Genomic DNA, 20,040 nt, shown 5'->3' on the forward strand with positions numbered 1-20,040 from the left:
AATCTTACTGGGGGTTTCTGAACATGCTGGAAAACTACTTTCCTGTATTGATGTTCATACTCGTAGGTTTGGGTTTCGGTGTTGCTCCTGTAGTCCTCGGGCGAGTTCTCGCCCCATATCGCCCTGACAGCGAAAAGCTCTCTCCTTACGAATGTGGCTTCGAGGCGTTTGAAGACGCCCGGATGAAGTTCGACGTTCGGTATTACCTGATAGCCATCCTCTTCATCCTGTTCGATCTGGAAATCGCCTTTCTTTTCCCGTGGGCGACGGTCTTTCAGGAATTCATTGCCGCTGGCGAGCTGGCCTGGTTCGTGTTCGGTTCGGTAATGGTCTTTCTCTCGGTTCTGGTCATCGGTTATATCGTCGAGTGGAAGAACGGCGCACTCGACTGGGAGTAATGCATGAGCATTGAGGGCGTCTTCCGCGAGGGGTTTGTCACCACCTCGCTCGATGCGGTCATCAACTGGACGCGAACCGGTTCGATGTGGCCGATGACTTTCGGTCTTGCTTGTTGTGCGGTCGAGATGATTCACGCGGGTTGTGCTCGTTACGACCTTGACCGCTTCGGTGTCGTGTTCCGTCCGAGTCCCCGTCAGTCGGATCTGATGATTGTTGCCGGCACGCTGTGCAACAAGATGGCGCCGGCGCTGCGCAAGGTCTATGACCAGATGTCCGAGCCGCGCTGGGTCATCTCCATGGGCTCCTGCGCCAATGGGGGTGGCTATTACCACTATTCCTACTCGGTCGTGCGTGGTTGCGATCGCATCGTGCCGGTCGATGTCTATGTGCCGGGCTGTCCGCCGACGGCCGAGGCCTTGATCTACGGCATTCTCCAGCTTCAGAACAAGATCAAGCGCACCAATACGATTGCGCGCTGACGGGTGTCATAGACATGAGTGCCAAGCTTGAACGCCTGAGCCAGACCTTGCGCGACCTATTCGGCGACACCCTGCAGTCGCTCGTCGTTGATCGAGGCGAGGTCACCATCGAAGTTGCCGCTGCCGATTATCTGCAAGTCGCGCGCATGCTGCGTGACAATCCTGATCTGCATTTCGAGCAGCTGGTGGATATTTCGGGGCTCGACTATTCCGCCTTTGGCAATGCGCCCTGGTCGGGCAAGCGTTTTGCGTCCGCGGCTCACCTGACTTCGGTGCGGCACAACTGGCGCCTGCGTCTGCGCACGTTTGCCGATGATGATGAGTTTCCGGTGCTGGATTCTGTCGTCGACGTGTGGCCGAGTGCCAACTGGTACGAGCGCGAGTCCTTCGACCTCTACGGCATCATGTATTCGGGGCATCCGGATCTGCGCCGGATTCTCACTGATTACGGTTTCGTCGGGCATCCATTCCGCAAGGACTTCCCGGTGTCTGGGTATGTCGAGATGCGTTACGACCCGGAGCAGGGGCGGGTTGTCTATCAGCCGGTCACCATCGAGCCGCGCGAGAACACGCCGCGCATCGTGCGCGAAGAGAACTACGGGGACGTCGGCCATGGCTGAGATCCGCAACTACACGATTAACTTCGGTCCGCAGCACCCGTCCGCGCACGGCGTGCTGCGTCTGGTGCTGGAACTGGACGGTGAAGTCGTCGAGCGTGCCGATCCGCACATCGGCCTGCTGCACCGGGGCACCGAAAAGCTGGCCGAAACACGCACCTGGGTGCAGTCCGTGCCCTACATGGACCGCCTCGACTATGTGTCGATGATGTGCAACGAGCACGCCTACTGCATGGCGATCGAGAAGCTGCTCGGTGTGCAGGTGCCCGAGCGTGCGCAGTACATCCGCGTGATGTTCGACGAGGTCACGCGCATTCTGAATCACCTGCTGAATATCGGTACGCACGCACTCGACATCGGCGCGATGACGATGGTGTTGTATACCTTCCGCGAGCGCGAGGACCTGATGGACGCCTACGAGGCGGTGTCGGGTGCGCGCATGCATGCGGCGTATTATCGGCCAGGTGGTGTCTATCGTGATCTGCCCGATCGCATGCCGAAGTACGAGGTCAATCGTTTCAAGAACGAGAAGGTCGTTCGCGAGCTGAATGTGAACCGTGAAGGCTCGCTGCTCGACTTCCTCGAGGATTTTACGAACCGCTTTCCGACCTACTGCGATGAATACGAGACGCTGCTGACCGACAACCGGATCTGGAAGCAGCGCACCGTCGGTATCGGTGTTGTCTCGCCCGAGCAGGCGCTGGCTTGGGGTTTCACCGGACCCATGCTGCGTGGCTCCGGGGTTGCGTGGGATCTGCGCAAGAAGCAGCCCTACGAAGTCTACGACCGGATCGACTTCGACATTCCCGTCGGCAAGAACGGTGACTGCTACGACCGTTACCTGTGCCGCATGGAAGAGATGCGCCAGTCGAACCGGATCATCAAGCAGTGCATCGACTGGCTGCGCAAGAATCCCGGTCCGGTCATCACCGACAACCACAAGGTGGCACCGCCGGCGCGTGAGGACATGAAGTCCAACATGGAAGAGCTGATCCACCACTTCAAGCTCTTCACCGAGGGTATTCACGTGCCGAAGGGCGAGGTCTATGCGGCGGTGGAGCATCCGAAGGGTGAGTTCGGCGTCTATGCGGTGTCCGACGGCGCTAACAAGCCTTACCGGCTGAAGCTTCGCGCACCGGGCTTCGCGCATCTCGCGGCCATGGACGACATCGCGCGTGGGCACATGATCGCCGACGTGGTCGCCATCATCGGCACGATGGACGTCGTGTTCGGCGAGATCGACCGCTGAAGGTCGTGACCGTAGCAAACAAGAATCGGCAGGCTATCCGGAAGATCAAGACGACATGCTGAGCCAGGAATCGCTGCAACAGATCGATCGAGAGATCGCCAAGTACCCATCGGATCAGAAGCAGTCCGCCGTGATGGCAGCGCTGCGAATCGCGCAGGTCGAGAAAGGCTGGTTGCCGAAGGAGCTCATCGAGTTCGTCGCGCACTACCTCGACATGCCGCCGATCGCCGCGTATGAGGTGGCAAGCTTCTACAACATGTACGACCTCAACCCGGTCGGGCGCCACAAGATCACGGTGTGCACGAATCTGCCCTGTGCGCTTTCGGGTGGGGTGCAGGCCGGCGACTATCTCAAGCACAAGCTCGGCATCGACTTCAACGAGACTACGCCGGACGGCAAGTTCACGCTGAAAGAGGGCGAATGCATGGGCGCCTGTGGCGACGCCCCGGTGCTGCTGGTGAACAACCATCACATGTGCAGCTGGATGACCACCGAGAAGATCGACCAGATGCTGGCCGACCTGGACAAGAAATGAGCACGCAAGGAATGATCCTCGCCGGCTGTGACGGCGACCGCACCTGGCGGCTCCAGGATTATGTCGCGCGCGGCGGCTACGCGGCGCTTCGGCGGATCGTCTCCGAGAAGATTTCCCAGGACACGATCATCGGCGAGCTGAAGACTTCGGTCTTGCGCGGTCGTGGCGGCGCCGGCTTCCCGACGGGCTTGAAGTGGAGCTTCATGCCGCGCTCGTTCCCGGGCGACAAGTACCTCGCCTGCAACTCCGACGAAGGCGAACCGGGTACCTTCAAGGACCGCGACATCCTGCGCTACAACCCGCACAGCGTCATCGAGGGCATGGCGATTGCCGCCTATGCGATGGGGGCTGCGCGCGGTTACAACTACATCCACGGCGAGATCTTCGAGGTGTATCAGCGCTTCGAGGAAGCGCTGGCCGAGGCGCGGACCGCTGGTTTGATCGGGCAGAACATCCTGGGTTCGGACTTCTCGTTCGAGCTCTTCGCCCATCACGGCTACGGTGCGTACATCTGCGGCGAGGAAACGGCGCTGCTGGAATCGATCGAGGGCAAGAAGGGGCAGCCCCGCTTCAAGCCGCCGTTCCCGGCAAGTTACGGCCTTTACGGCAAGCCGACCACGATCAACAACACGGAAACCTTCGCGTCCGTGCCGTTCATCATGAACATGGGCGGCGAGGCCTTCCTGAGCCTCGGAAAGCCCAACAACGGCGGCATGAAGCTGTTCTCCGTGTCGGGCCACGTCAATCGCCCGGGCAACTACGAGATTCCGCTCGGCACGCCGTTCTCCGAGTTGCTCGAGATGGCGGGTGGCATGCGAGGCGGACGCAAGCTCAAGGCCGTGATCCCGGGTGGCTCGTCAGCGCCGGTCGTGCCGGGCAGCGTCATGATGGACTGCACGATGGATTACGACTCGATCTCGAAGGCGGGTTCGATGCTCGGTTCCGGTGCGGTGATCGTGATGGACGAGACGACCTGCATGGTGAAGGCGCTCGAGCGTCTGTCCTACTTCTACTTCGAAGAGTCCTGCGGTCAGTGCACGCCCTGTCGTGAAGGTACCGGCTGGCTCTATCGCGTGGTCCACCGCATCGAGAACGGTCTCGGCCGTCCGGACGATCTCGACCTGCTGAATTCCGTGACGGCCAACATCATGGGTCGCACTATCTGCGCGTTGGGCGATGCCGCATCGATGCCGGTGCAGAGCTTCGTCAAGCATTTCGGTACAGAGTTCGAATACCACATCGAAAACAAGAAGTGCCTCGTGCCGCCGGAAGTGCAGCGCGCGGGCAGTCAAATCTACGTGAGCCCGTCATGCTAGAGATCGAAATCGACGGCAAGCAGGTCCAGGTCGACGACGGCAGCACCGTGATGGATGCCGCCGCGGTTGCTGGCGCCTACATCCCGCACTTCTGCTACCACAAGAAACTGTCGATCGCGGCCAACTGCCGCATGTGTCTGGTGCAGGTTGAGAAAGCGCCCAAGCCGTTGCCGGCCTGTGCGACGCCCGTCACCAACGGCATGAAGGTGTGGACCCACTCGGAACTCGCCGTGAAGGCCCAGAAGGGCGTCATGGAGTTCCTGCTCATCAACCACCCGCTCGACTGCCCGATCTGCGATCAGGGTGGAGAATGCCAGTTGCAGGATCTGGCGGTCGGTTATGGCTCCACGGCCTCGCGCTACCAGGAAGAGAAGCGCGTCGTCTTCAACAAGAATCTCGGTTCGCTCGTGTCGACCGACATGACGCGCTGCATCAACTGCACGCGCTGTGTCCGTTTCACGGCCGAGGTCGCCGGCGAGATGGAGCTGGGTCAGGCCTTCCGCGGCGAGCATGCGGAGATCATGCCCTTCATCGAGAAGACGATCGACTCCGAGCTGTCGGGCAACATCATCGATCTGTGCCCGGTCGGTGCATTGACGTCGAAGCCGTTCCGCTTCGCCGCCCGCACGTGGGAGTTGTCACGGCGCAAGTCGGTCAGCCCGCACGATTCGCTGGGTGCAAACCTGATCGTCCAGACCAAGCACGACGTCGTGAAGCGTGTGCTGCCGTTCGAGAACGAAGACGTCAACGAGTGCTGGCTGTCGGACAAGGATCGCTTCTCCTACGAGGCGCTCAATGGGGACGAACGTCTGACGGCCCCGATGATCAAGCAGGGCGGCGAGTGGAAACGCGTCGACTGGCAGGCCGCGCTCGAATTCGTTGCGACCGGGCTGCGCGACATCGCCAAGGATCATGGCCCTGCGTCGATCGGCGCGCTGGGTTCGCCGCACTCGACGCTCGAGGAACTCTATCTGCTGCAGAAGCTGGTTCGTGGCGTCGGCTCGGATAACGTCGATTTCCGCCTGCGTCAGTCGGATTTCCGTGCTGATGGCAAGCGCAGTGGCGCGCCCTGGCTCGGCATGCCCGTCGCGGGCGTGAAGGACCTGAATCGCCTGCTCGTGGTGGGCAGCTTCCTGCGCAAGGATGCGCCGCTGCTTGCTCAGCGCGTTCGCCAGGCCGCGAAGAAGGGCCTGCATGTCAGCGCGATCGGGCCGAACGCCGAAGAATGGCTGTTGCCGGTCAAGCATCGTGCGCTGGTCGCGCCGTCGGCCATGGTTGCGATGCTCGCCGAGGTGGTCGCGGCCTTGTCCGCGGCAAAGGGCGTCGAGGTTTCGGTTGCCTTGCACGGCAAGCTCCCTGGCGTCGTGTCCGACGCTGCGCGGGGCATCGCGGAGAGCCTCGCAAGCGGGGGCAAGGTTGCGGTGTGGCTGGGTAACCTCGCCGTCCAGCATGGACGTGCGAGCGAGTTGCAGATGCTCGCCCAGGAAGTTGCACGCCTGTCCGGCGGCACGTTCGGCTTCATCGGCGATGCGGCGAACAGCGTCGGCGGATACCTCGCAGGCGCGACGCCTGGTGCGGACGGCCTCAATGCGCTCAGCATGATCGCGCAGCCCCGTCAGGCTTACGTGGTGTTCGGCGCCGAACCTGATTTCGATTTCGCCGACCCAGTGGCCACGAAGGCAGCTCTCGGCAGCGCGCAACTGGTTGTCGGCCTGAGCGCATTCGACTCGGCGTCGTTGCGCGGCGTCGCCGATGTGATGCTGCCGATCGCACCCTTCACGGAAACCTCCGGTACCTACGTGAACTGCGAAGGCCGTGCGCAGAGCTTCACCGCTGTCGCGCGCCCGCAGGGCGAGACGCGGCCGGGCTGGAAGGTCCTGCGCGTGCTCGGCAACATGCTGTCGCTCGACGGTTTCTCGCAGGGGGATTCGGAGGCCGTGCGCGACGAAGCTTTGGCCGGCGGCATCGCCGAGCGCCTCGACAACGGTCTCGAAGGCGTGTTGGTATCGTCAGCAGTGGCGGCGGCCGGCGCGCTCGAGCGTGTGACCGATGTGCCGATCCATTTCGCCGACCCGATCGTGCGTCGTGCGCCATCGCTGCAGAAGACCCGTGACGCTGCAGCGCCGGTGGCCCGTATCGCCCCTGAGACCCTTGCTGCGCTCGGCGTCAATGCCGGCGATCGCGTGCGAGTCCGCCAGGCTGGCGGTGGGCAGGCGGATCTCGTGGCACAGGCCGACGCCGGCCTCGCGGCCGGCTGCGTGCGGATTGCTGCGGCACATCTTTCAACCGCGGCGCTGGGCGCGATGAGCGGTGATGTCAGCGTGGAGCGTGTCTGATGGAAGCGATGCTGCAACCCGTGGCCGATTTCTTCGGCCCGACCTGGCCGGCCGTGTGGACGCTGGTCAAGATCGTCGCGATCATCGCGCCGCTCATGATTGCGGTCGCCTATCTGACGCTGGCCGAGCGCAAGGTCATCGGCTTCATGCAGGTCCGGTTCGGGCCGAATCGCGTCGGCCCCTGGGGACTGCTGCAACCGATCGCGGACGGCGTCAAGCTGCTCCTCAAGGAGATCATTGTCCCCAGCGGTGCGAGCAAGGGGCTCTTCATCCTCGGCCCGATCCTCGCGATCGCGCCGTCGCTTGCGGCATGGGCGGTGATTCCTTTCGATGACGGCCTGGTGCTGGCGAACGTCAATGCCGGCCTGCTGTTCCTGCTGGCGATCACCTCGATGGAGGTTTATGGCGTGATCGTGGCCGGCTGGGCATCGAACTCGAAATATCCCTTCCTCGGCTCGATGCGTGCGGCTGCACAGATGGTGTCGTATGAAGTGTCTATGGGCTTCGCCCTGATCTGCGTGCTGCTGATCTCGGCGAGCCTGAACCTGACCGACATCGTGACCTCGCAGGGGCAGGGGCGCTTTGCCGACATGGGGCTGGGCTTCCTGTCGTGGAACTGGCTGCCGCTGCTGCCGATGTTCGTCGTGTATGTGATCTCGGGCATCGCCGAGACCAACCGCGCGCCGTTCGACGTGGTGGAAGGTGAGGCGGAGGTGGTCGCGGGTCACATGGTCGAGTACTCGGGCATGGCCTTCGCGCTGTTCTTCCTCGCGGAGTACGCCAACATGATCCTGGTCTCGATTCTGACCTCGGTCCTGTTCCTGGGCGGCTGGCTGTCGCCGGTGGGTTTCCTGCCTGACGGCTTCCATTGGCTCGCACTGAAGACGGCTGCCATCCTTTTCGTCTTCCTTTGGGCGCGCGCCACGTTCCCGCGGTTCCGCTACGACCAGATCATGCGGTTGGGCTGGAAGGTATTCATACCGGTTACCCTCGTGTGGGTGTTTGTCGTGGCGGTGTGGTTGATGTCGCCGCTGTCGATCTGGAGTTGAGAAGACCATGGGTGCCAAGGATTACATCGGCAGTCTGTTCCTGAAGGAACTGCTCAAGGGCATGGCCCTGACCGGGCGGCATTTCTTCCAGCGCAAGATCACTGTCCTGTTCCCGGAAGAAAAGACGCCGCAGAGCAACCGATTCCGGGGACTGCATGCGCTGCGTCGCTACCCGAACGGCGAAGAGCGCTGCATTGCGTGCAAGCTGTGCGAAGCGATCTGCCCCGCGATGGCGATCACCATCGAATCGGAGCAACGCGACGACGGTTCGCGGCGCACGACTCGCTACGACATCGACCTGACGAAGTGCATCTTCTGCGGATTCTGCGAAGAAGCCTGTCCGGTCGATGCAATCGTCGAGACGCGAGTGTTCGAGTACCACGGTGAACAGCGGGGCGATCTCTACTACACCAAGCAGATGCTGCTGGCGGTGGGGGATCGCTACGAGTCGCAGATCGCGGCCGACCGCGAACAGGACGCGAAGTACCGCTAACGGACGGCGCCCTGCGCGCCACGAGTCAAGAACATGGAATTCAAGACCTTCGTCTTCTACTTTCTCGCCGCGATCATGGTGTTCGCGGCGCTGAGGGTGATCACAGCCCGGAATCCGGTGCATGCCGCGCTGTTCCTGGTGCTGACCTTCTTCAACGCGGGTGGCATCTGGCTGCTGCTGCAGGCCGAGTTCCTCGCGATCACGCTGGTGATGGTGTACGTCGGCGCAGTGATGGTGCTGTTCCTGTTCGTGGTCATGATGCTCGACATCAACCTGGACAGGATCCGCGAGGGTTTCTGGAGTTACCTGCCGGTCGGTGCGCTGGTCGGCATTCTGATGCTGGTCGAGATGGTCATGGTGCTGGGGGGCTCCTACTTCGGGCTCGAGGCGATGCCGGCGCCGCCGGCTGCGGGTGAAGGGTTCAGCAACACCCGCGAACTCGGGCGGGTGCTCTACACCGATTACGTCTATCCGTTCGAACTGGCTTCGCTCGTGTTGCTGGTGGCGATGGTGGCCGCTGTGGCGCTGACGCTGCGCAAGCGCAAGGGCATCAAGTACATGCATCCGTCGGACCAGGTGGCCGTCAAGCGCGATGGGCGCGTCGAGCTGGTCAAGATGCAGGCCGAGAAAGAAGACTGAACCCGCACGCGAACAAAGAAACGCACCGGTAACAGACCGGTGCGATCAGGGAGTCACAGATGCTTTCGCTTTCCCATTTCCTCATCCTGGGCGCGATCCTGTTCGCGATCAGCGTGGTCGGGATCTTCCTCAACCGGAAGAACCTGATCGTGCTGCTGATGGCCATCGAACTGATGCTGCTTGCGGTGAACATGAACTTCATCGCCTTCTCGCACTATCTCGGCGACATTGCCGGCCAGGTTTTCGTTTTCTTCATCCTCACGGTCGCGGCTGCCGAGTCGGCAATCGGTCTGGCGATCCTGATCGTCATGTTCCGGAACATGCGCACGATCCATGTGGATGATCTGGACAGCCTCAAGGGTTAAGGAAGCGTCACGATGACGGACATGCAGACTCTCTATCTCCTCGTCCCGCTGGCGCCGCTGGCAGGGGCGATCCTTGCCGGCCTGTTCGGCAAGACCATCGGGCGCACCGGCGCGCACATCGTCACCATCCTTGGCGTTGCGATTGCGCTGGCAGCCTCTGTCGTGATCTACCAGGACGTTCAGGCGGGCAACACCTTCAACGGCACCATTTACACCTGGATGGTTGCCGGTGGCATCACCTTCGAGGTGGGTTTCCTGATCGACTCGCTGACCGTCATGATGATGCTGGTCGTGACCTTCGTGTCGCTGATGGTGCATATCTACACCATCGGCTACATGTCCGAGGACCCGGGCTACCAGCGCTTCTTCAGCTACATCTCGTTGTTCACCTTCTCGATGCTGATGCTGGTGATGTCCAACAACTTCCTGCAGTTGTTCTTCGGCTGGGAAGCGGTGGGGCTCGTTTCGTATCTGCTGATCGGTTTCTGGTATGACCGCCCGACGGCCATCTACGCCAACCTGAAGGCCTTCCTGGTGAACCGCGTGGGCGACTTCGGTTTCCTGCTCGGCATCGGTCTGATTGCCGCCTATGCAGGCACGCTGAATTACGCCGAAGTCTTCGCGAAGGCCGGCGAACTCGCTTCGCAGGACATGGCCGTGACCGGCTGGCCGCTCATTACCGCGATTTGCATCTGCCTGTTCATCGGCGCGATGGGCAAGTCGGCCCAGGTGCCGTTGCACGTCTGGCTGCCGGACTCGATGGAGGGCCCGACCCCGATCTCGGCACTGATCCACGCCGCGACCATGGTGACTGCCGGCATCTTCATGGTGGCGCGCATGTCGCCGCTGTTCGAACTGTCGGACACCGCGCTGTCCTTCGTGCTCGTGATCGGTGCGACGACCGCGCTGTTCATGGGGTTCCTCGGCATCGTGCAGAACGACATCAAGCGCGTCGTGGCGTATTCGACGCTGTCGCAGCTCGGCTACATGACGGTCGCGCTGGGCGTGTCGGCTTACTCGGCTGCGGTGTTCCACCTGATGACGCACGCCTTCTTTAAGGCGCTGCTGTTCCTTGGCGCCGGTTCGGTGATCATCGGCATGCACCACGACCAGGACATGCGGAACATGGGCGGCCTGTGGAAATACATGCCCATCACGTGGATGACCTCTTTGCTGGGTTCCCTCGCGCTGATCGGCTTCCCGCTGTTTTCCGGCTTCTACTCGAAGGACTCGATCATCGAGGCTGTGCATGCCTCGACGATCCCGGGCGCGGGCTACGCCCTGTTCTGCGTGCTGCTGGGGGTGTTCGTCACCGCGTTCTACTCCTTCCGCATGTATTTCCTCGTCTTCCATGGCGAGGAGCGCTTCGGCAAGGCCGACGGGCACCATGACCACCACGGTGACCACGATGACGAGGAACCCGCTGCCGATCATCACCATGGTCTCGCTCCGGGCCAGAAACCGCACGAATCGCCGTGGGTCGTGACGCTGCCGCTGGTGCTGCTGGCGATCCCGTCGGTGCTGATCGGTTTCTTCACCATCGAGCCGATGCTGTTCGGCGACTGGTTCAAGGGTGTGATCTCCGTCGGCGACAACCATGTCGGCCTGAAGGAGCTCGAAGCGGCGTTCCACGGTCCCGTCGCAATGGCCTTGCACGGCCTGCAGACCGCGCCGTTCTGGCTGGCGATGGGGGGAGTCGCAACCGCCTGGCTGTTCTACATGGTCAAGCCGGGCATCCCGGCCGCGATCCAGCGCACCTTCAAGCCGATCCACAGCCTGCTCGAGAACAAGTACTACTTCGACCGCTTCAACGAAATCGTCTTTGCCGGTGGTGCGCGAGCGCTGGGCAAGGGCCTGTGGAAGGCGGGCGACCAGGCACTGATCGACGGTGTGGCGGTGAATGGCACCGCGCGGCTGGTGGGCTGGGTCGCGCAGATGTCGCGCCTGTTCCAGACCGGCCATCTGTACCAGTACGCCTTCATGATGATCATCGGCGTGTTCATCCTGCTCACCTTCTGGTTCAACCGCGGGTAAGCAGGACACGGCGGCAGGAATACATAACAAGATGGAACGCGCCGTACGCGGCGCACTGAACGGAAAGCAACGATGACGGACATTCCTCTCCTCAGTCTGGCGATCTGGGTGCCGATTCTCGGCGGCCTGCTGGTGCTCGCGACCGGCGCCGATCGCAATGCCCCGCTGGCGCGCATGCTCGCCCTCGCGGTTGCGGTGGCTGGTTTCGTCGTGACCCTTCCGCTCTACACCGGCTTCGACACGACGACGAGCGCGATGCAGTTCGTCGAGATGACGTCCTGGGTGCCGCGGTTCAACATCAATTACCACCTCGGCGTCGACGGCATCTCGGTGCTGTTCGTGATCCTCAATGCCTTCATCACGATCACGGTCGTCCTGGCGGGCTGGAAGGTCATCGATGACAGGGTGGCGCAGTACATGGCGGCCTTCCTGATCATGTCGGGGCTGATGAACGGCATTTTCTCGGCACTGGACGGCGTGCTGTTCTACGTGTTCTTCGAGGCCTCGCTGATCCCGATGTACCTGATCATCGGCGTGTGGGGCGGTCCCAACCGTGTGTATGCGGCGATCAAGTTCTTTCTCTACACGCTGCTCGGCTCGCTGCTGATGCTGGTCGTGCTGCTTTACCTGTTCATGCAGTCGGGCGGCAGCTTCAGCATTCTCGACTGGCACCAGCTTCCCCTGCCGATCGAGCCGCAGATTCTCATCTTCCTGGCCTTCCTGATCGCCTTTGGGGTCAAGGTACCGATGTGGCCGGTGCACACCTGGCTGCCTGATGCCCACGTCGAGGCGCCGACGGGTGGCTCCGTCGTGCTGGCCGCGATCGCGCTGAAGCTGGGTGCCTATGGTTTCCTGCGCTTCTCGTTGCCGATCGTGCCCGATGCTTCGCAGGAGCTGGCCTGGCTCGTGATCATGCTGTCGCTGATCGCCGTGGTGTATATCGGTTTCGTCGCGTTGGTTCAGGCCGACATGAAGAAGCTGGTGGCCTATTCGTCGATCTCGCACATGGGCTTCGTCACCTTGGGCTTCTTCATCTTCAATCCGCTCGGGGTGGAAGGCGCGATCGTCCAGATGATTTCCCACGGTTTCGTGTCGGCCGCGATGTTCCTTTGCATCGGGGTCCTGTACGACCGCGTGCATTCGCGCCAGATCGCCGATTACGGCGGTGTGGTGCACACCATGCCCAAGTTCGCCGCGTTCTTCATGCTGTTCGCGATGGCCAACTCGGGTCTCCCGGCGACGTCGGGTTTCGTGGGCGAGTTCATGGTCGTGCTGGGGGCAGTGCAGTACAACTTCTGGATCGGCTTCATCGCCGCCACCACGCTGATCCTCGGTGCCGCGTATTCGCTCTGGATGTACAAGCGCGTGGTGTTCGGCAAGGTCGCCAACAAGCATGTGGCCGAACTCGAAGATATCAACGCGCGCGAGTTCGCCTTCCTTGGCATCCTTGCACTCTGCGTCCTGGCGATGGGCCTGTACCCGTATCCCTTCACCGAGGTGATGCACGCGTCGGTCAACGAACTCCTGCGGCATGTTGCCGTGAGCAAGCTCTGAGTGCCGGGCATCCCGAGCGCCATAGAGACTTATAACGGACTGGTCAGAAGATGAACTTTGTCGTCCCCGACTTCTACCCCGCAGCGGCCGAGATTTTCGTTGCCGTGATGGCCCTGGTGATCATGCTCGCGAGCACCTTCGCGCGCAGCATTGCCCGATCGCTTTCCTACTACGCGACCCAGTTCACGCTGATCGCGGCGGCCTTCGTCACCATCTTCACGATGGAGGGCGAGCCGGTGTACACCTTCAGCAATCTGTTCATCAGCGACCTGATGGGCGATTTCCTGAAGCTGATGATCTACTTCTCGACGGCCATCGCCTTGCTTTACGGCCGGGCCTACCTCGCCGACCGCAAGATCGACAAGCCCGAGTACTACCTGCTTGCGCTGCTGATGACGCTGGGCATGATGGTGATGGTCACGGCCAACCATATGCTACCGATGTATATCGGCCTCGAGATGATGTCGCTGGCGCTGTACACGATGGTCGCCTTCGACCGCGAGTCGGCACGCTCGACCGAGGCGGCGATGAAGTACTTCGTGCTCGGCGCACTTGCATCGGGCCTGTTACTCTACGGCATGTCGATGGTCTATGGCGCGACCGGCTCGCTCGAGTTCTCGGCCATTGCGCAGGCGATCTACAACGAGGCAGCCAATCGTACGGTGCTGATGTTCGGCCTCGTGTTCCTGGTCGCCGGCATCTCGTTCAAGCTCGGTGTCGTGCCCTTCCACATGTGGGTGCCCGACGTCTATCAGGGCGCACCGACGGCAGTCACACTGATGATTGCGACTGCGCCCAAGCTGGCGGCGTTTGCAATGGCGGTGCGTTTGCTGATCTGGGCGCTGTTCGACATCGCCGAGGAATGGCAGACGATGTTGATGCTGGTTGCGGTCGCTTCGATCGTGCTCGGCAACCTGGCTGCGATCGCGCAACAGAACATCAAGCGCATGCTCGCCTACTCGGGTATCTCGCACATGGGTTTCATGCTGCTTGGCCTGCTTGCGGGGGTGGTGGACGGGGATCGCCACTTCGCGCTCAATGCCTACAGCTCGGCCATGTTCTACGCCGTGTCGTACGTGATCATGAGCCTGGCATCCTTCGGCATGCTCATCCTGCTGTCGCGTGCCGGATTCGAGGCGGAGAACATCGACGACTTCAAGGGACTTAACAGGCGCAGCCCCTGGTTTGCGCTGATGATGCTCTTCGTCATGTTCTCGATGGCCGGCATTCCGTTCTTCATTGGTTTCTTCGCCAAACTGTCGGTCCTTCAGGCCGTCGTGGCAGCCGGTTACTTCTGGCTTGCGGTGGTCGCGGTGCTGATGTCGGTCGCTGGGGCGTTCTACTACCTGCGTGTGGTCAAGGTCATGTATTTCGACGAACCGGTCGATGCGTCCCCGATCCACGCGCCTGCTGAGGTCCGCGTGATGCTATCGGCGAACGGTATCGCGATCGCTGCGCTGGGACTGGCGCCGCAGATGCTGATGTCCCTGTGCGCGTATGCGCTGTTGGGGTCGCTGTAAGCCGGTCCGGACGTTCGGCGCCGCTGACTCATGAACGAGACGACGAGCGTCTATCTGCTCCTGGCCATCGTGTTTACGATGGCCAACCTGCCTTTCGTGTTCGATCGCATCCTCTTCGTAATCCGCCCCCCTGCGGGGCGTGCAAAAGGCCTGGCGTGGCGCCTCTTTGAGTTGGCGATCCTGTATTTCGTCGCCGGCGCACTGGCGATGGGACTCGAAGCTCAGGGGCATGGCAGCGTGTATGCGCAGAACTGGGCGTTCTACGCCACCACCTTCTGCCTGTTTCTCGTGTTCGCATTCCCGGGTTTCGTCTTCCGCTACCTGTGGCACGCACCGCGCAAGGCAGCAGCCGAATGAGCGGGGCCGCGGGGACGGAGCCGCTGGAGGAGCGCGAGCTTTCGACCGAGCAGGTGTTCGGCGGCCGTCTGCTGAATGTGTGGCGTGATCGGGTGCGCCTGCCCGATGGCGGGGAAGGTACCCGCGAGTACATACGCCATCCCGGTGCGGTGGTGGTGGTTGCGGCGCTGCCGGACGGCAGGCTGCTGTTCGAGCGCCAGTTTCGCTATCCGTTGCGGCGCGCCTTCGTTGAGCTGCCAGCGGGCAAGATCGACCCGGGCGAGGACATCCTGGCCTGCGCGCAGCGTGAGCTGCGCGAGGAAACGGGCTACGAGGCGGCGAGCTGGCAGCATGTCGGCGTGATGCATCCCTGCATCGGTTATTCGGACGAGCGGATCGAGATCTTCTTCGCTCGGGGTCTGCGTCATGTCGGTCATGCATGGGACGAAGGCGAGTTCCTCGAGATCCTGACGCTTTCCGTGGAAGAGGCCGAGGCGGCCATTCACCACGGCGAAATCACCGATGGGAAGTCGATCAGCGCCTTGTATCGCTGCCTGCCCCTGTTGCGTTCAGCGGGGCGTTGAGGGCTACGACCCCCCTTTCGCCGAGGCCTTGAACGGGGCGTGCTCGGCCAGTTCGTCGAGATAGAAATCCATCTGCCCGCGTTCGCGGGTGAGATAGTCGTCGACCGCCGTCCGGAAGCGTGGGTCGGCGATCCAGTGTGCCGAGTGCGTTCGCACCGGCTGCAGTCCGCGTGCCAGCTTGTGTTCGCCCTGTGCGCCTCCTTCGAAGCGTTGCAGGCCATGTTGGATGCAATATTCGATGGCCTGGTAGTAGCACAACTCGAAATGCAGGAAGGGCAGGTTCTCCGTTGCACCCCAGTAGCGCCCGTAGAGTGTGTGGTCGTCGCACAGGAAGAAGGCCGACGCGACCGGTGATTGTCCGCGCTCGGCAAGCAGAAGGCGCACATGGCCGGGCAGGTCACTGGCCAGCCGGTCGAAGAAGGCGGGGCTGAGGTAGGGTGTCGAGCGGTGCAATGCGTAGGTCGTGGCGTAGCAACGGTAAAGGAAAGCCCAGTCCGCGGTCGTGGCCGAATGGCCGTCTTCCCAACGCAGGGACAGGCCGTGGGTGGCTGCGCGACGACGTTCCTGTCGGATCTTCTTGCGCTTGTCGTGATTGAGACTGGCGAGGAAAGCATCGAAGTCCCGGTAAGGCGGACCGGAGGGATCATGCGGATCGGCATTGCGCCAGTGGAACTGCACGCCGTGGCGAATCGACAGACGCGCGTTCTCCAGCACGCCCAGGTCGTCGTCCATCGGAAACAAGAGGTGTAGCGAGGACAAGCCGCTCTGACGAGCGTGCTGGATCACGCTCGTCAGCAATGCCTGGCGGCTTGCGGTCGAGCGGCCGAGGAGGCGTGGGCCGGGAATCGGGGTGAAGGGGATGGCGGACAGCCATTTCGGATAGTAATCCAGGCCATGGCGGTGGTAGGCCTCGGCCCAGGCCCAGTCGAACACGTACTCGCCCCACGAATGCGTCTTCAGATAGAGCGGCATCGCCGCGACGAGTTCGGCATCTGCCCATAAGGTTGCATGCCGGGGCGTCCATCCGGTCTCGGGGCATACGCAGCCGCTGGCCTCGAGGGCGTGCAGGTAGGCATGGCGGAGGCAGGGTGGCGCGTCGGATGGGAGCAGGGCGTCCCACGCTTCGGGCGCGACGTCGGAGATTGCGTCGAGGAGATGGAGGCCGTGCCGGGCGTGCATGAGCGGGGGCGGGAGGGAGCGCGGGTGGTTCGGCGAGTTGCCGTAGGCGGGAGCAGGCTGGGGGGCTGCCTTATTTTTGAGCAGATCGAAGATACGCTTTGTGCGCTGCAACTTGCAAGCGCTGTCCACTGCTTGTCCACAGGCTTTCACACGGTCGCTGTGGGTTACACAGGTCCGCGTTTGCACGGCGGTTGCGCCGAAGCGGTATAGTTTCGCTCCATGAATGCGAACGCCCACATGCCCCTTACGCTTGCAGTCGCCCAACTCAATCTCACCGTCGGAGATCTCGTCGGCAACGCCGACCGGATCATCGGTGCCATCGAGCGCGCTCGCGCGGCAGGGGCCGACCTTCTGCTCACGCCTGAACTCGCGCTGTCCGGTTACCCGCCAGAGGATCTCTTGCTCCGGCCCGACTTCTATCGCGCCTGCGCCCGCGAGACGCAGCGCATCGCTGACGCGGCAGGCGACATGCGGGTGGTCCTCGGCCATCCCGCGGAATCCGGCCATGCGCGCTTCAATGCAGCGTCGGTGCTGAGCGGCGGTCGGGTGCTGACCAGTTACTACAAGAACCTGCTGCCCAACTACGAGGTTTTTGACGAGGAGCGCTATTTCGAGTCCGGTGCGACGCCCTGTGTGTTCGAGCTCAAGGGCGTGCGGTTCGGCGTCAATATCTGCGCCGACGTCTGGGAGACCGGACCGGCGGAGCTCGCGCGGGCGGCAGGCGCCCAGGTGTTGCTGTCGCTGAACGCTTCGCCCTATCACATGGACAAGCAGGCGCAGCGCGTGCAGGTGCTGCGTGACCGTGTGCGGGAGACGGGCCTGCCGGTGCTGTACTGCAACATGGTGGGCGGACAGGATGAACTGGTGTTCGACGGCAATTCGTTCGCGCTCGACATGGATGGCCGGCTGGGCTATCAGGCGACGTCCTTCGATGAGCGTGTCGACATTCTCCGTTTCGATGCCGGACGCTGGTCGAGCGATACCAAGGCAGCACCCCGTCTCCTCGAGGCTGAGGTCTATGAGGCGCTGAAGACCGGGGTGCGCGACTATCTTGGCAAGAACGGTTTCCCCGGGGCGATCATCGGCTTGTCTGGCGGAATCGATTCGGCACTTACCCTGGCGGTGGCGGTAGATGCGTTGGGGGCGGACAAGGTTCGCGCGGTGATGATGCCTTCGCCCTACACTGCACAGATGAGCCTGGACGATTCGCGCGACATGGTGCGCAGGCTGGGCGTGCGTTACGACGAGATCCCGATTGCGCCGGCGATGCAGGTGTTCGCCGACCTGCTCGAACCGCATTTCGCCGGGCTGCCTCCGGATGCGACGGAGGAGAACCTGCAGAGCCGGATCCGCGGCATGATCCTGATGGCCTTGTCCAACAAGACGGGGGCGATCGTGCTGACCACGGGCAACAAGAGCGAGATGGCCACCGGCTACGCGACCTTGTATGGAGACATGGCTGGCGGATTCGCGGTCCTGAAGGATCTCTACAAGACTTTCGTGTTCCGCCTGTCGAACTGGCGCAACACCGTGGGCCCAGTGATTCCACGAAACATCATTGACCGCCCGCCATCGGCCGAGCTCAAGCCCGACCAGAAGGATCAGGACAGTCTGCCGCCCTACGAAGTGCTCGATGCGATCATCGAGGCCTACATGGAGCGTGACGAGTCGCCGCGCCATATCATCGCGGCTGGTTTTCCAGAGGCGGAGGTTCGTCGCACGGTGGGCATGCTCAAGCGCAACGAGTACAAGCGTCGCCAGGCGCCGGTGGGCATCCGCGTGACACAGCGGGGGTTCGGCAAGGACTGGCGTTATCCGATAACATCTCGTTATCAGGATGAGTTCTAGTCATTGAGCTTGGCTCTAGGTTCGACCCCAACATCTTCAGGAGACATGCATGAAAAAAATCGAGGCGATCGTCAAGCCTTTCAAGCTGGATGAGGTCAGGGAGTCGCTGTCCGAAGTGGGCATCACCGGCCTGACCGTTACCGAAGTCAAGGGTTTCGGGCGCCAGAAGGGGCATACCGAGCTCTATCGTGGCGCTGAGTACGTCGTCGACTTCCTGCCGAAGATCAAGGTGGAGGTCGTGCTCGCCGACGACATGGTGGATCAGGCGGTCGAGGCCATCGTGAAGGCTGCGCGCACGGGGAAGATCGGCGACGGCAAGATTTTCGTGACGTCGGTGGAGCAGGTCATTCGCATCCGTACCGGCGAGACCAACGAAGCCGCGATCTGAGGTTTCAGCGCTGCGCGGCGTTCTGCGCCCGCAGCAGCACCAGCAGCGCGCCCCCGCCGCCATCGTGGGGGCCAGCCTGGCAGAAGGCCAGGATCTCTTCGCGCTGGGCAAGCCAGCCGCGGGACAGTTGCTTGAGGATGGACACCTTTCCCGGCGAGCCGTGCCCCTTGCCGTGGATCACCCGGATGCAGCGTTTGCCCTGGGTCAGGCTGTCGTGCAGGAAATGGGCGAGCGCATCGCGCGCTTCGTCGCGCACCAGACCGTGCAGGTCGATCTGCCCCTGCAGCACCCAGCGCCCGCGTCGCAGGTCGGTCAACACCCTGCGCGGTAGTCCGGGACGAAGGAACGCCGCCTCGTCGCCCATGTCGAGGCGATCTTCGAACGTCAGCGGCGCCTGCAGCGATTCGTGCAGCGCTGCCCGCTCGTCTTCCTCGCGCTTGATTGGCGCCGGCCGCGGTGTTGGGCGGGCGAGCTCCACCCGGTTGCGCAGGTCGATCGGCTGGGTGTCGCCGACCACACTGCGGAAAAGCGACGCAGGGTCGCTGACGTCGGCATCAGGGGGCAGGACGATGGCGTCGGGCCGTTGGATGCGTGGCGCCTGTCCGGTCGTGTCGTGCCGAACGCGGTGCCGCAGCGGGGTGTCGAGTTCTACCCGGCCGGTATCGCGCAAGGGCATGACGCCTTCGTAGGCCAGGCTGAGCGGGTCCCGGGGCGGCTGGCGTGCGGGGGCGGGTTCATCGTCGACGGTAGGCTGAGCGCGCGGGATCGGTGCGGGACGTGGACGCTCGATCTCGATGCGGTCACCGCCGCGGACCGGCAAGGTGTCACCGGCCATGCGGCGGAACAGCGCCATCTCTTCCGCGTCGGGCAGGCGGGCGTCGGCCAGCGAGGTGTCGCCTTCGGTCTCGCGTGTGGCCGTGCGCGACGGACGGATCTTCTTTCCTGCCGGTTGTGGCACCTGCGTCGGCCGCGTGTCAGCCTGGTTGTCGCGGAGTTGCTTGCGCAGCCCCGCGAGCGGCGTGTTGGGCGGAAGCCCCCGGCCTGCGTCGGCGTCGCCCGTGCGCGCGCCGGCCGGCGTGGCCGAAGGCAGGGCAGGGCGCGGGCGACGAGCCATTGCGGA

Annotated in this window: 20 protein-coding genes; 18 read left to right on the forward strand and 2 right to left on the reverse strand. The window is 62.7% G+C overall.

The window, feature by feature from the left end; translation table 11 throughout:
- The first annotated feature begins 23 nt into the window (after window positions 1-23).
- The 16 genes from ndhC to C664_RS02900 all read left to right on the forward strand — a co-directional run bounded on the left by ndhC (window position 24) and on the right by C664_RS02900 (window position 15,505).
- Entirely contained in the window at window positions 24-398 is a 375-nt protein-coding gene (gene ndhC, locus C664_RS02825; RefSeq protein WP_004253014.1) for an NADH-quinone oxidoreductase subunit A, read from the forward strand.
- 3 nt (window positions 399-401) lie between these two features.
- On the forward strand, window positions 402-878 hold the full coding sequence (locus tag C664_RS02830) for a NuoB/complex I 20 kDa subunit family protein (protein ID WP_004253015.1): 477 nt from the start codon (window positions 402-404) through the stop codon (window positions 876-878).
- Window positions 879-892: 14 nt separating this feature from the next.
- Entirely contained in the window at window positions 893-1,498 is a 606-nt protein-coding gene (locus tag C664_RS02835) for an NADH-quinone oxidoreductase subunit C (protein WP_004253017.1), read from the forward strand.
- Entirely contained in the window at window positions 1,491-2,744 is a 1,254-nt protein-coding gene (locus C664_RS02840; protein WP_004253018.1) for an NADH-quinone oxidoreductase subunit D, read from the forward strand. The genes C664_RS02835 and C664_RS02840 overlap by 8 nt, the downstream gene beginning before the upstream one ends.
- A 55-nt stretch (window positions 2,745-2,799) precedes the next feature.
- Window positions 2,800-3,279 carry an NADH-quinone oxidoreductase subunit NuoE gene (nuoE, locus tag C664_RS02845; RefSeq protein ID WP_004253019.1) on the forward strand — a complete coding sequence of 160 codons (480 nt, stop codon included), beginning with the start codon at window positions 2,800-2,802 and terminating at the stop codon, window positions 3,277-3,279.
- A gap of 11 nt (window positions 3,280-3,290) precedes the next feature.
- Window positions 3,291-4,595 carry an NADH-quinone oxidoreductase subunit NuoF gene (gene nuoF / locus C664_RS02850; RefSeq protein WP_004253021.1) on the forward strand — a complete coding sequence of 435 codons (1,305 nt, stop codon included), beginning with the start codon at window positions 3,291-3,293 and terminating at the stop codon, window positions 4,593-4,595.
- The gene (nuoG, locus tag C664_RS02855) at window positions 4,589-6,931 is read left to right on the forward strand and encodes an NADH-quinone oxidoreductase subunit NuoG (protein ID WP_004253023.1); all 2,343 of its coding nucleotides are present in this window, start codon (window positions 4,589-4,591) and stop codon (window positions 6,929-6,931) included. Before nuoF ends, nuoG begins: the two co-directional genes overlap by 7 nt.
- The gene (gene nuoH / locus C664_RS02860) at window positions 6,931-7,980 is read left to right on the forward strand and encodes an NADH-quinone oxidoreductase subunit NuoH (RefSeq protein WP_038010751.1); all 1,050 of its coding nucleotides are present in this window, start codon (window positions 6,931-6,933) and stop codon (window positions 7,978-7,980) included. The genes nuoG and nuoH overlap by 1 nt, the downstream gene beginning before the upstream one ends.
- 7 nt (window positions 7,981-7,987) lie before the next feature.
- The gene (gene nuoI / locus C664_RS02865) at window positions 7,988-8,473 is read left to right on the forward strand and encodes an NADH-quinone oxidoreductase subunit NuoI (protein WP_004253026.1); all 486 of its coding nucleotides are present in this window, start codon (window positions 7,988-7,990) and stop codon (window positions 8,471-8,473) included.
- Window positions 8,474-8,506: 33 nt separating this feature from the next.
- Window positions 8,507-9,112: an NADH-quinone oxidoreductase subunit J gene (locus C664_RS02870; protein WP_004253032.1), complete on the forward strand. Its 606-nt coding sequence runs from the start codon at window positions 8,507-8,509 to the stop codon at window positions 9,110-9,112.
- Window positions 9,113-9,171: 59 nt separating this feature from the next.
- A complete protein-coding gene (nuoK, locus tag C664_RS02875) occupies window positions 9,172-9,477 on the forward strand; it encodes an NADH-quinone oxidoreductase subunit NuoK (RefSeq protein ID WP_004253033.1) in 306 nt (101 codons plus the stop codon).
- 12 nt (window positions 9,478-9,489) lie between these two features.
- On the forward strand, window positions 9,490-11,511 hold the full coding sequence (gene nuoL / locus C664_RS02880; RefSeq protein ID WP_004253035.1) for an NADH-quinone oxidoreductase subunit L: 2,022 nt from the start codon (window positions 9,490-9,492) through the stop codon (window positions 11,509-11,511).
- Between the two features lie 72 nt (window positions 11,512-11,583).
- The gene (locus C664_RS02885) at window positions 11,584-13,065 is read left to right on the forward strand and encodes an NADH-quinone oxidoreductase subunit M (protein WP_004253036.1); all 1,482 of its coding nucleotides are present in this window, start codon (window positions 11,584-11,586) and stop codon (window positions 13,063-13,065) included.
- A 50-nt stretch (window positions 13,066-13,115) separates the two neighbouring features.
- On the forward strand, window positions 13,116-14,585 hold the full coding sequence (gene nuoN / locus C664_RS02890) for an NADH-quinone oxidoreductase subunit NuoN (protein WP_004253038.1): 1,470 nt from the start codon (window positions 13,116-13,118) through the stop codon (window positions 14,583-14,585).
- Window positions 14,586-14,615: 30 nt separating this feature from the next.
- Window positions 14,616-14,942: a DUF2818 family protein gene (locus C664_RS02895; protein ID WP_004253040.1), complete on the forward strand. Its 327-nt coding sequence runs from the start codon at window positions 14,616-14,618 to the stop codon at window positions 14,940-14,942.
- Window positions 14,939-15,505: an NUDIX domain-containing protein gene (locus C664_RS02900; protein ID WP_004253042.1), complete on the forward strand. Its 567-nt coding sequence runs from the start codon at window positions 14,939-14,941 to the stop codon at window positions 15,503-15,505. The genes C664_RS02895 and C664_RS02900 overlap by 4 nt, the downstream gene beginning before the upstream one ends.
- Window positions 15,506-15,508: 3 nt before the next feature.
- Here the strand turns inward: C664_RS02900 and C664_RS02905 are convergent, their stop codons facing one another.
- On the reverse strand, window positions 15,509-16,684 hold the full coding sequence (locus C664_RS02905) for a GNAT family N-acetyltransferase (protein WP_004253044.1): 1,176 nt from the start codon (window positions 16,682-16,684) through the stop codon (window positions 15,509-15,511).
- A gap of 219 nt (window positions 16,685-16,903) precedes the next feature.
- Here C664_RS02905 and C664_RS02910 point away from each other — a divergent pair, with 219 nt between their 5' ends.
- Together C664_RS02910 and C664_RS02915 are read left to right on the forward strand one after the other, a co-directional pair.
- A complete protein-coding gene (locus tag C664_RS02910; RefSeq protein ID WP_004253045.1) occupies window positions 16,904-18,532 on the forward strand; it encodes an NAD+ synthase in 1,629 nt (542 codons plus the stop codon).
- 49 nt (window positions 18,533-18,581) lie between these two features.
- The gene (locus tag C664_RS02915) at window positions 18,582-18,920 is read left to right on the forward strand and encodes a P-II family nitrogen regulator (protein ID WP_004253047.1); all 339 of its coding nucleotides are present in this window, start codon (window positions 18,582-18,584) and stop codon (window positions 18,918-18,920) included.
- A 4-nt stretch (window positions 18,921-18,924) separates the two neighbouring features.
- Here C664_RS02915 and C664_RS02920 read toward each other — a convergent pair whose 3' ends face one another.
- A complete protein-coding gene (locus C664_RS02920; protein WP_004253048.1) occupies window positions 18,925-20,034 on the reverse strand; it encodes a Smr/MutS family protein in 1,110 nt (369 codons plus the stop codon).
- Window positions 20,035-20,040 lie beyond the last annotated feature (6 nt).

This window comes from Thauera sp. 63 (assembly GCF_000310165.2).
GTDB lineage: Bacteria > Pseudomonadota > Gammaproteobacteria > Burkholderiales > Rhodocyclaceae > Thauera > Thauera humireducens.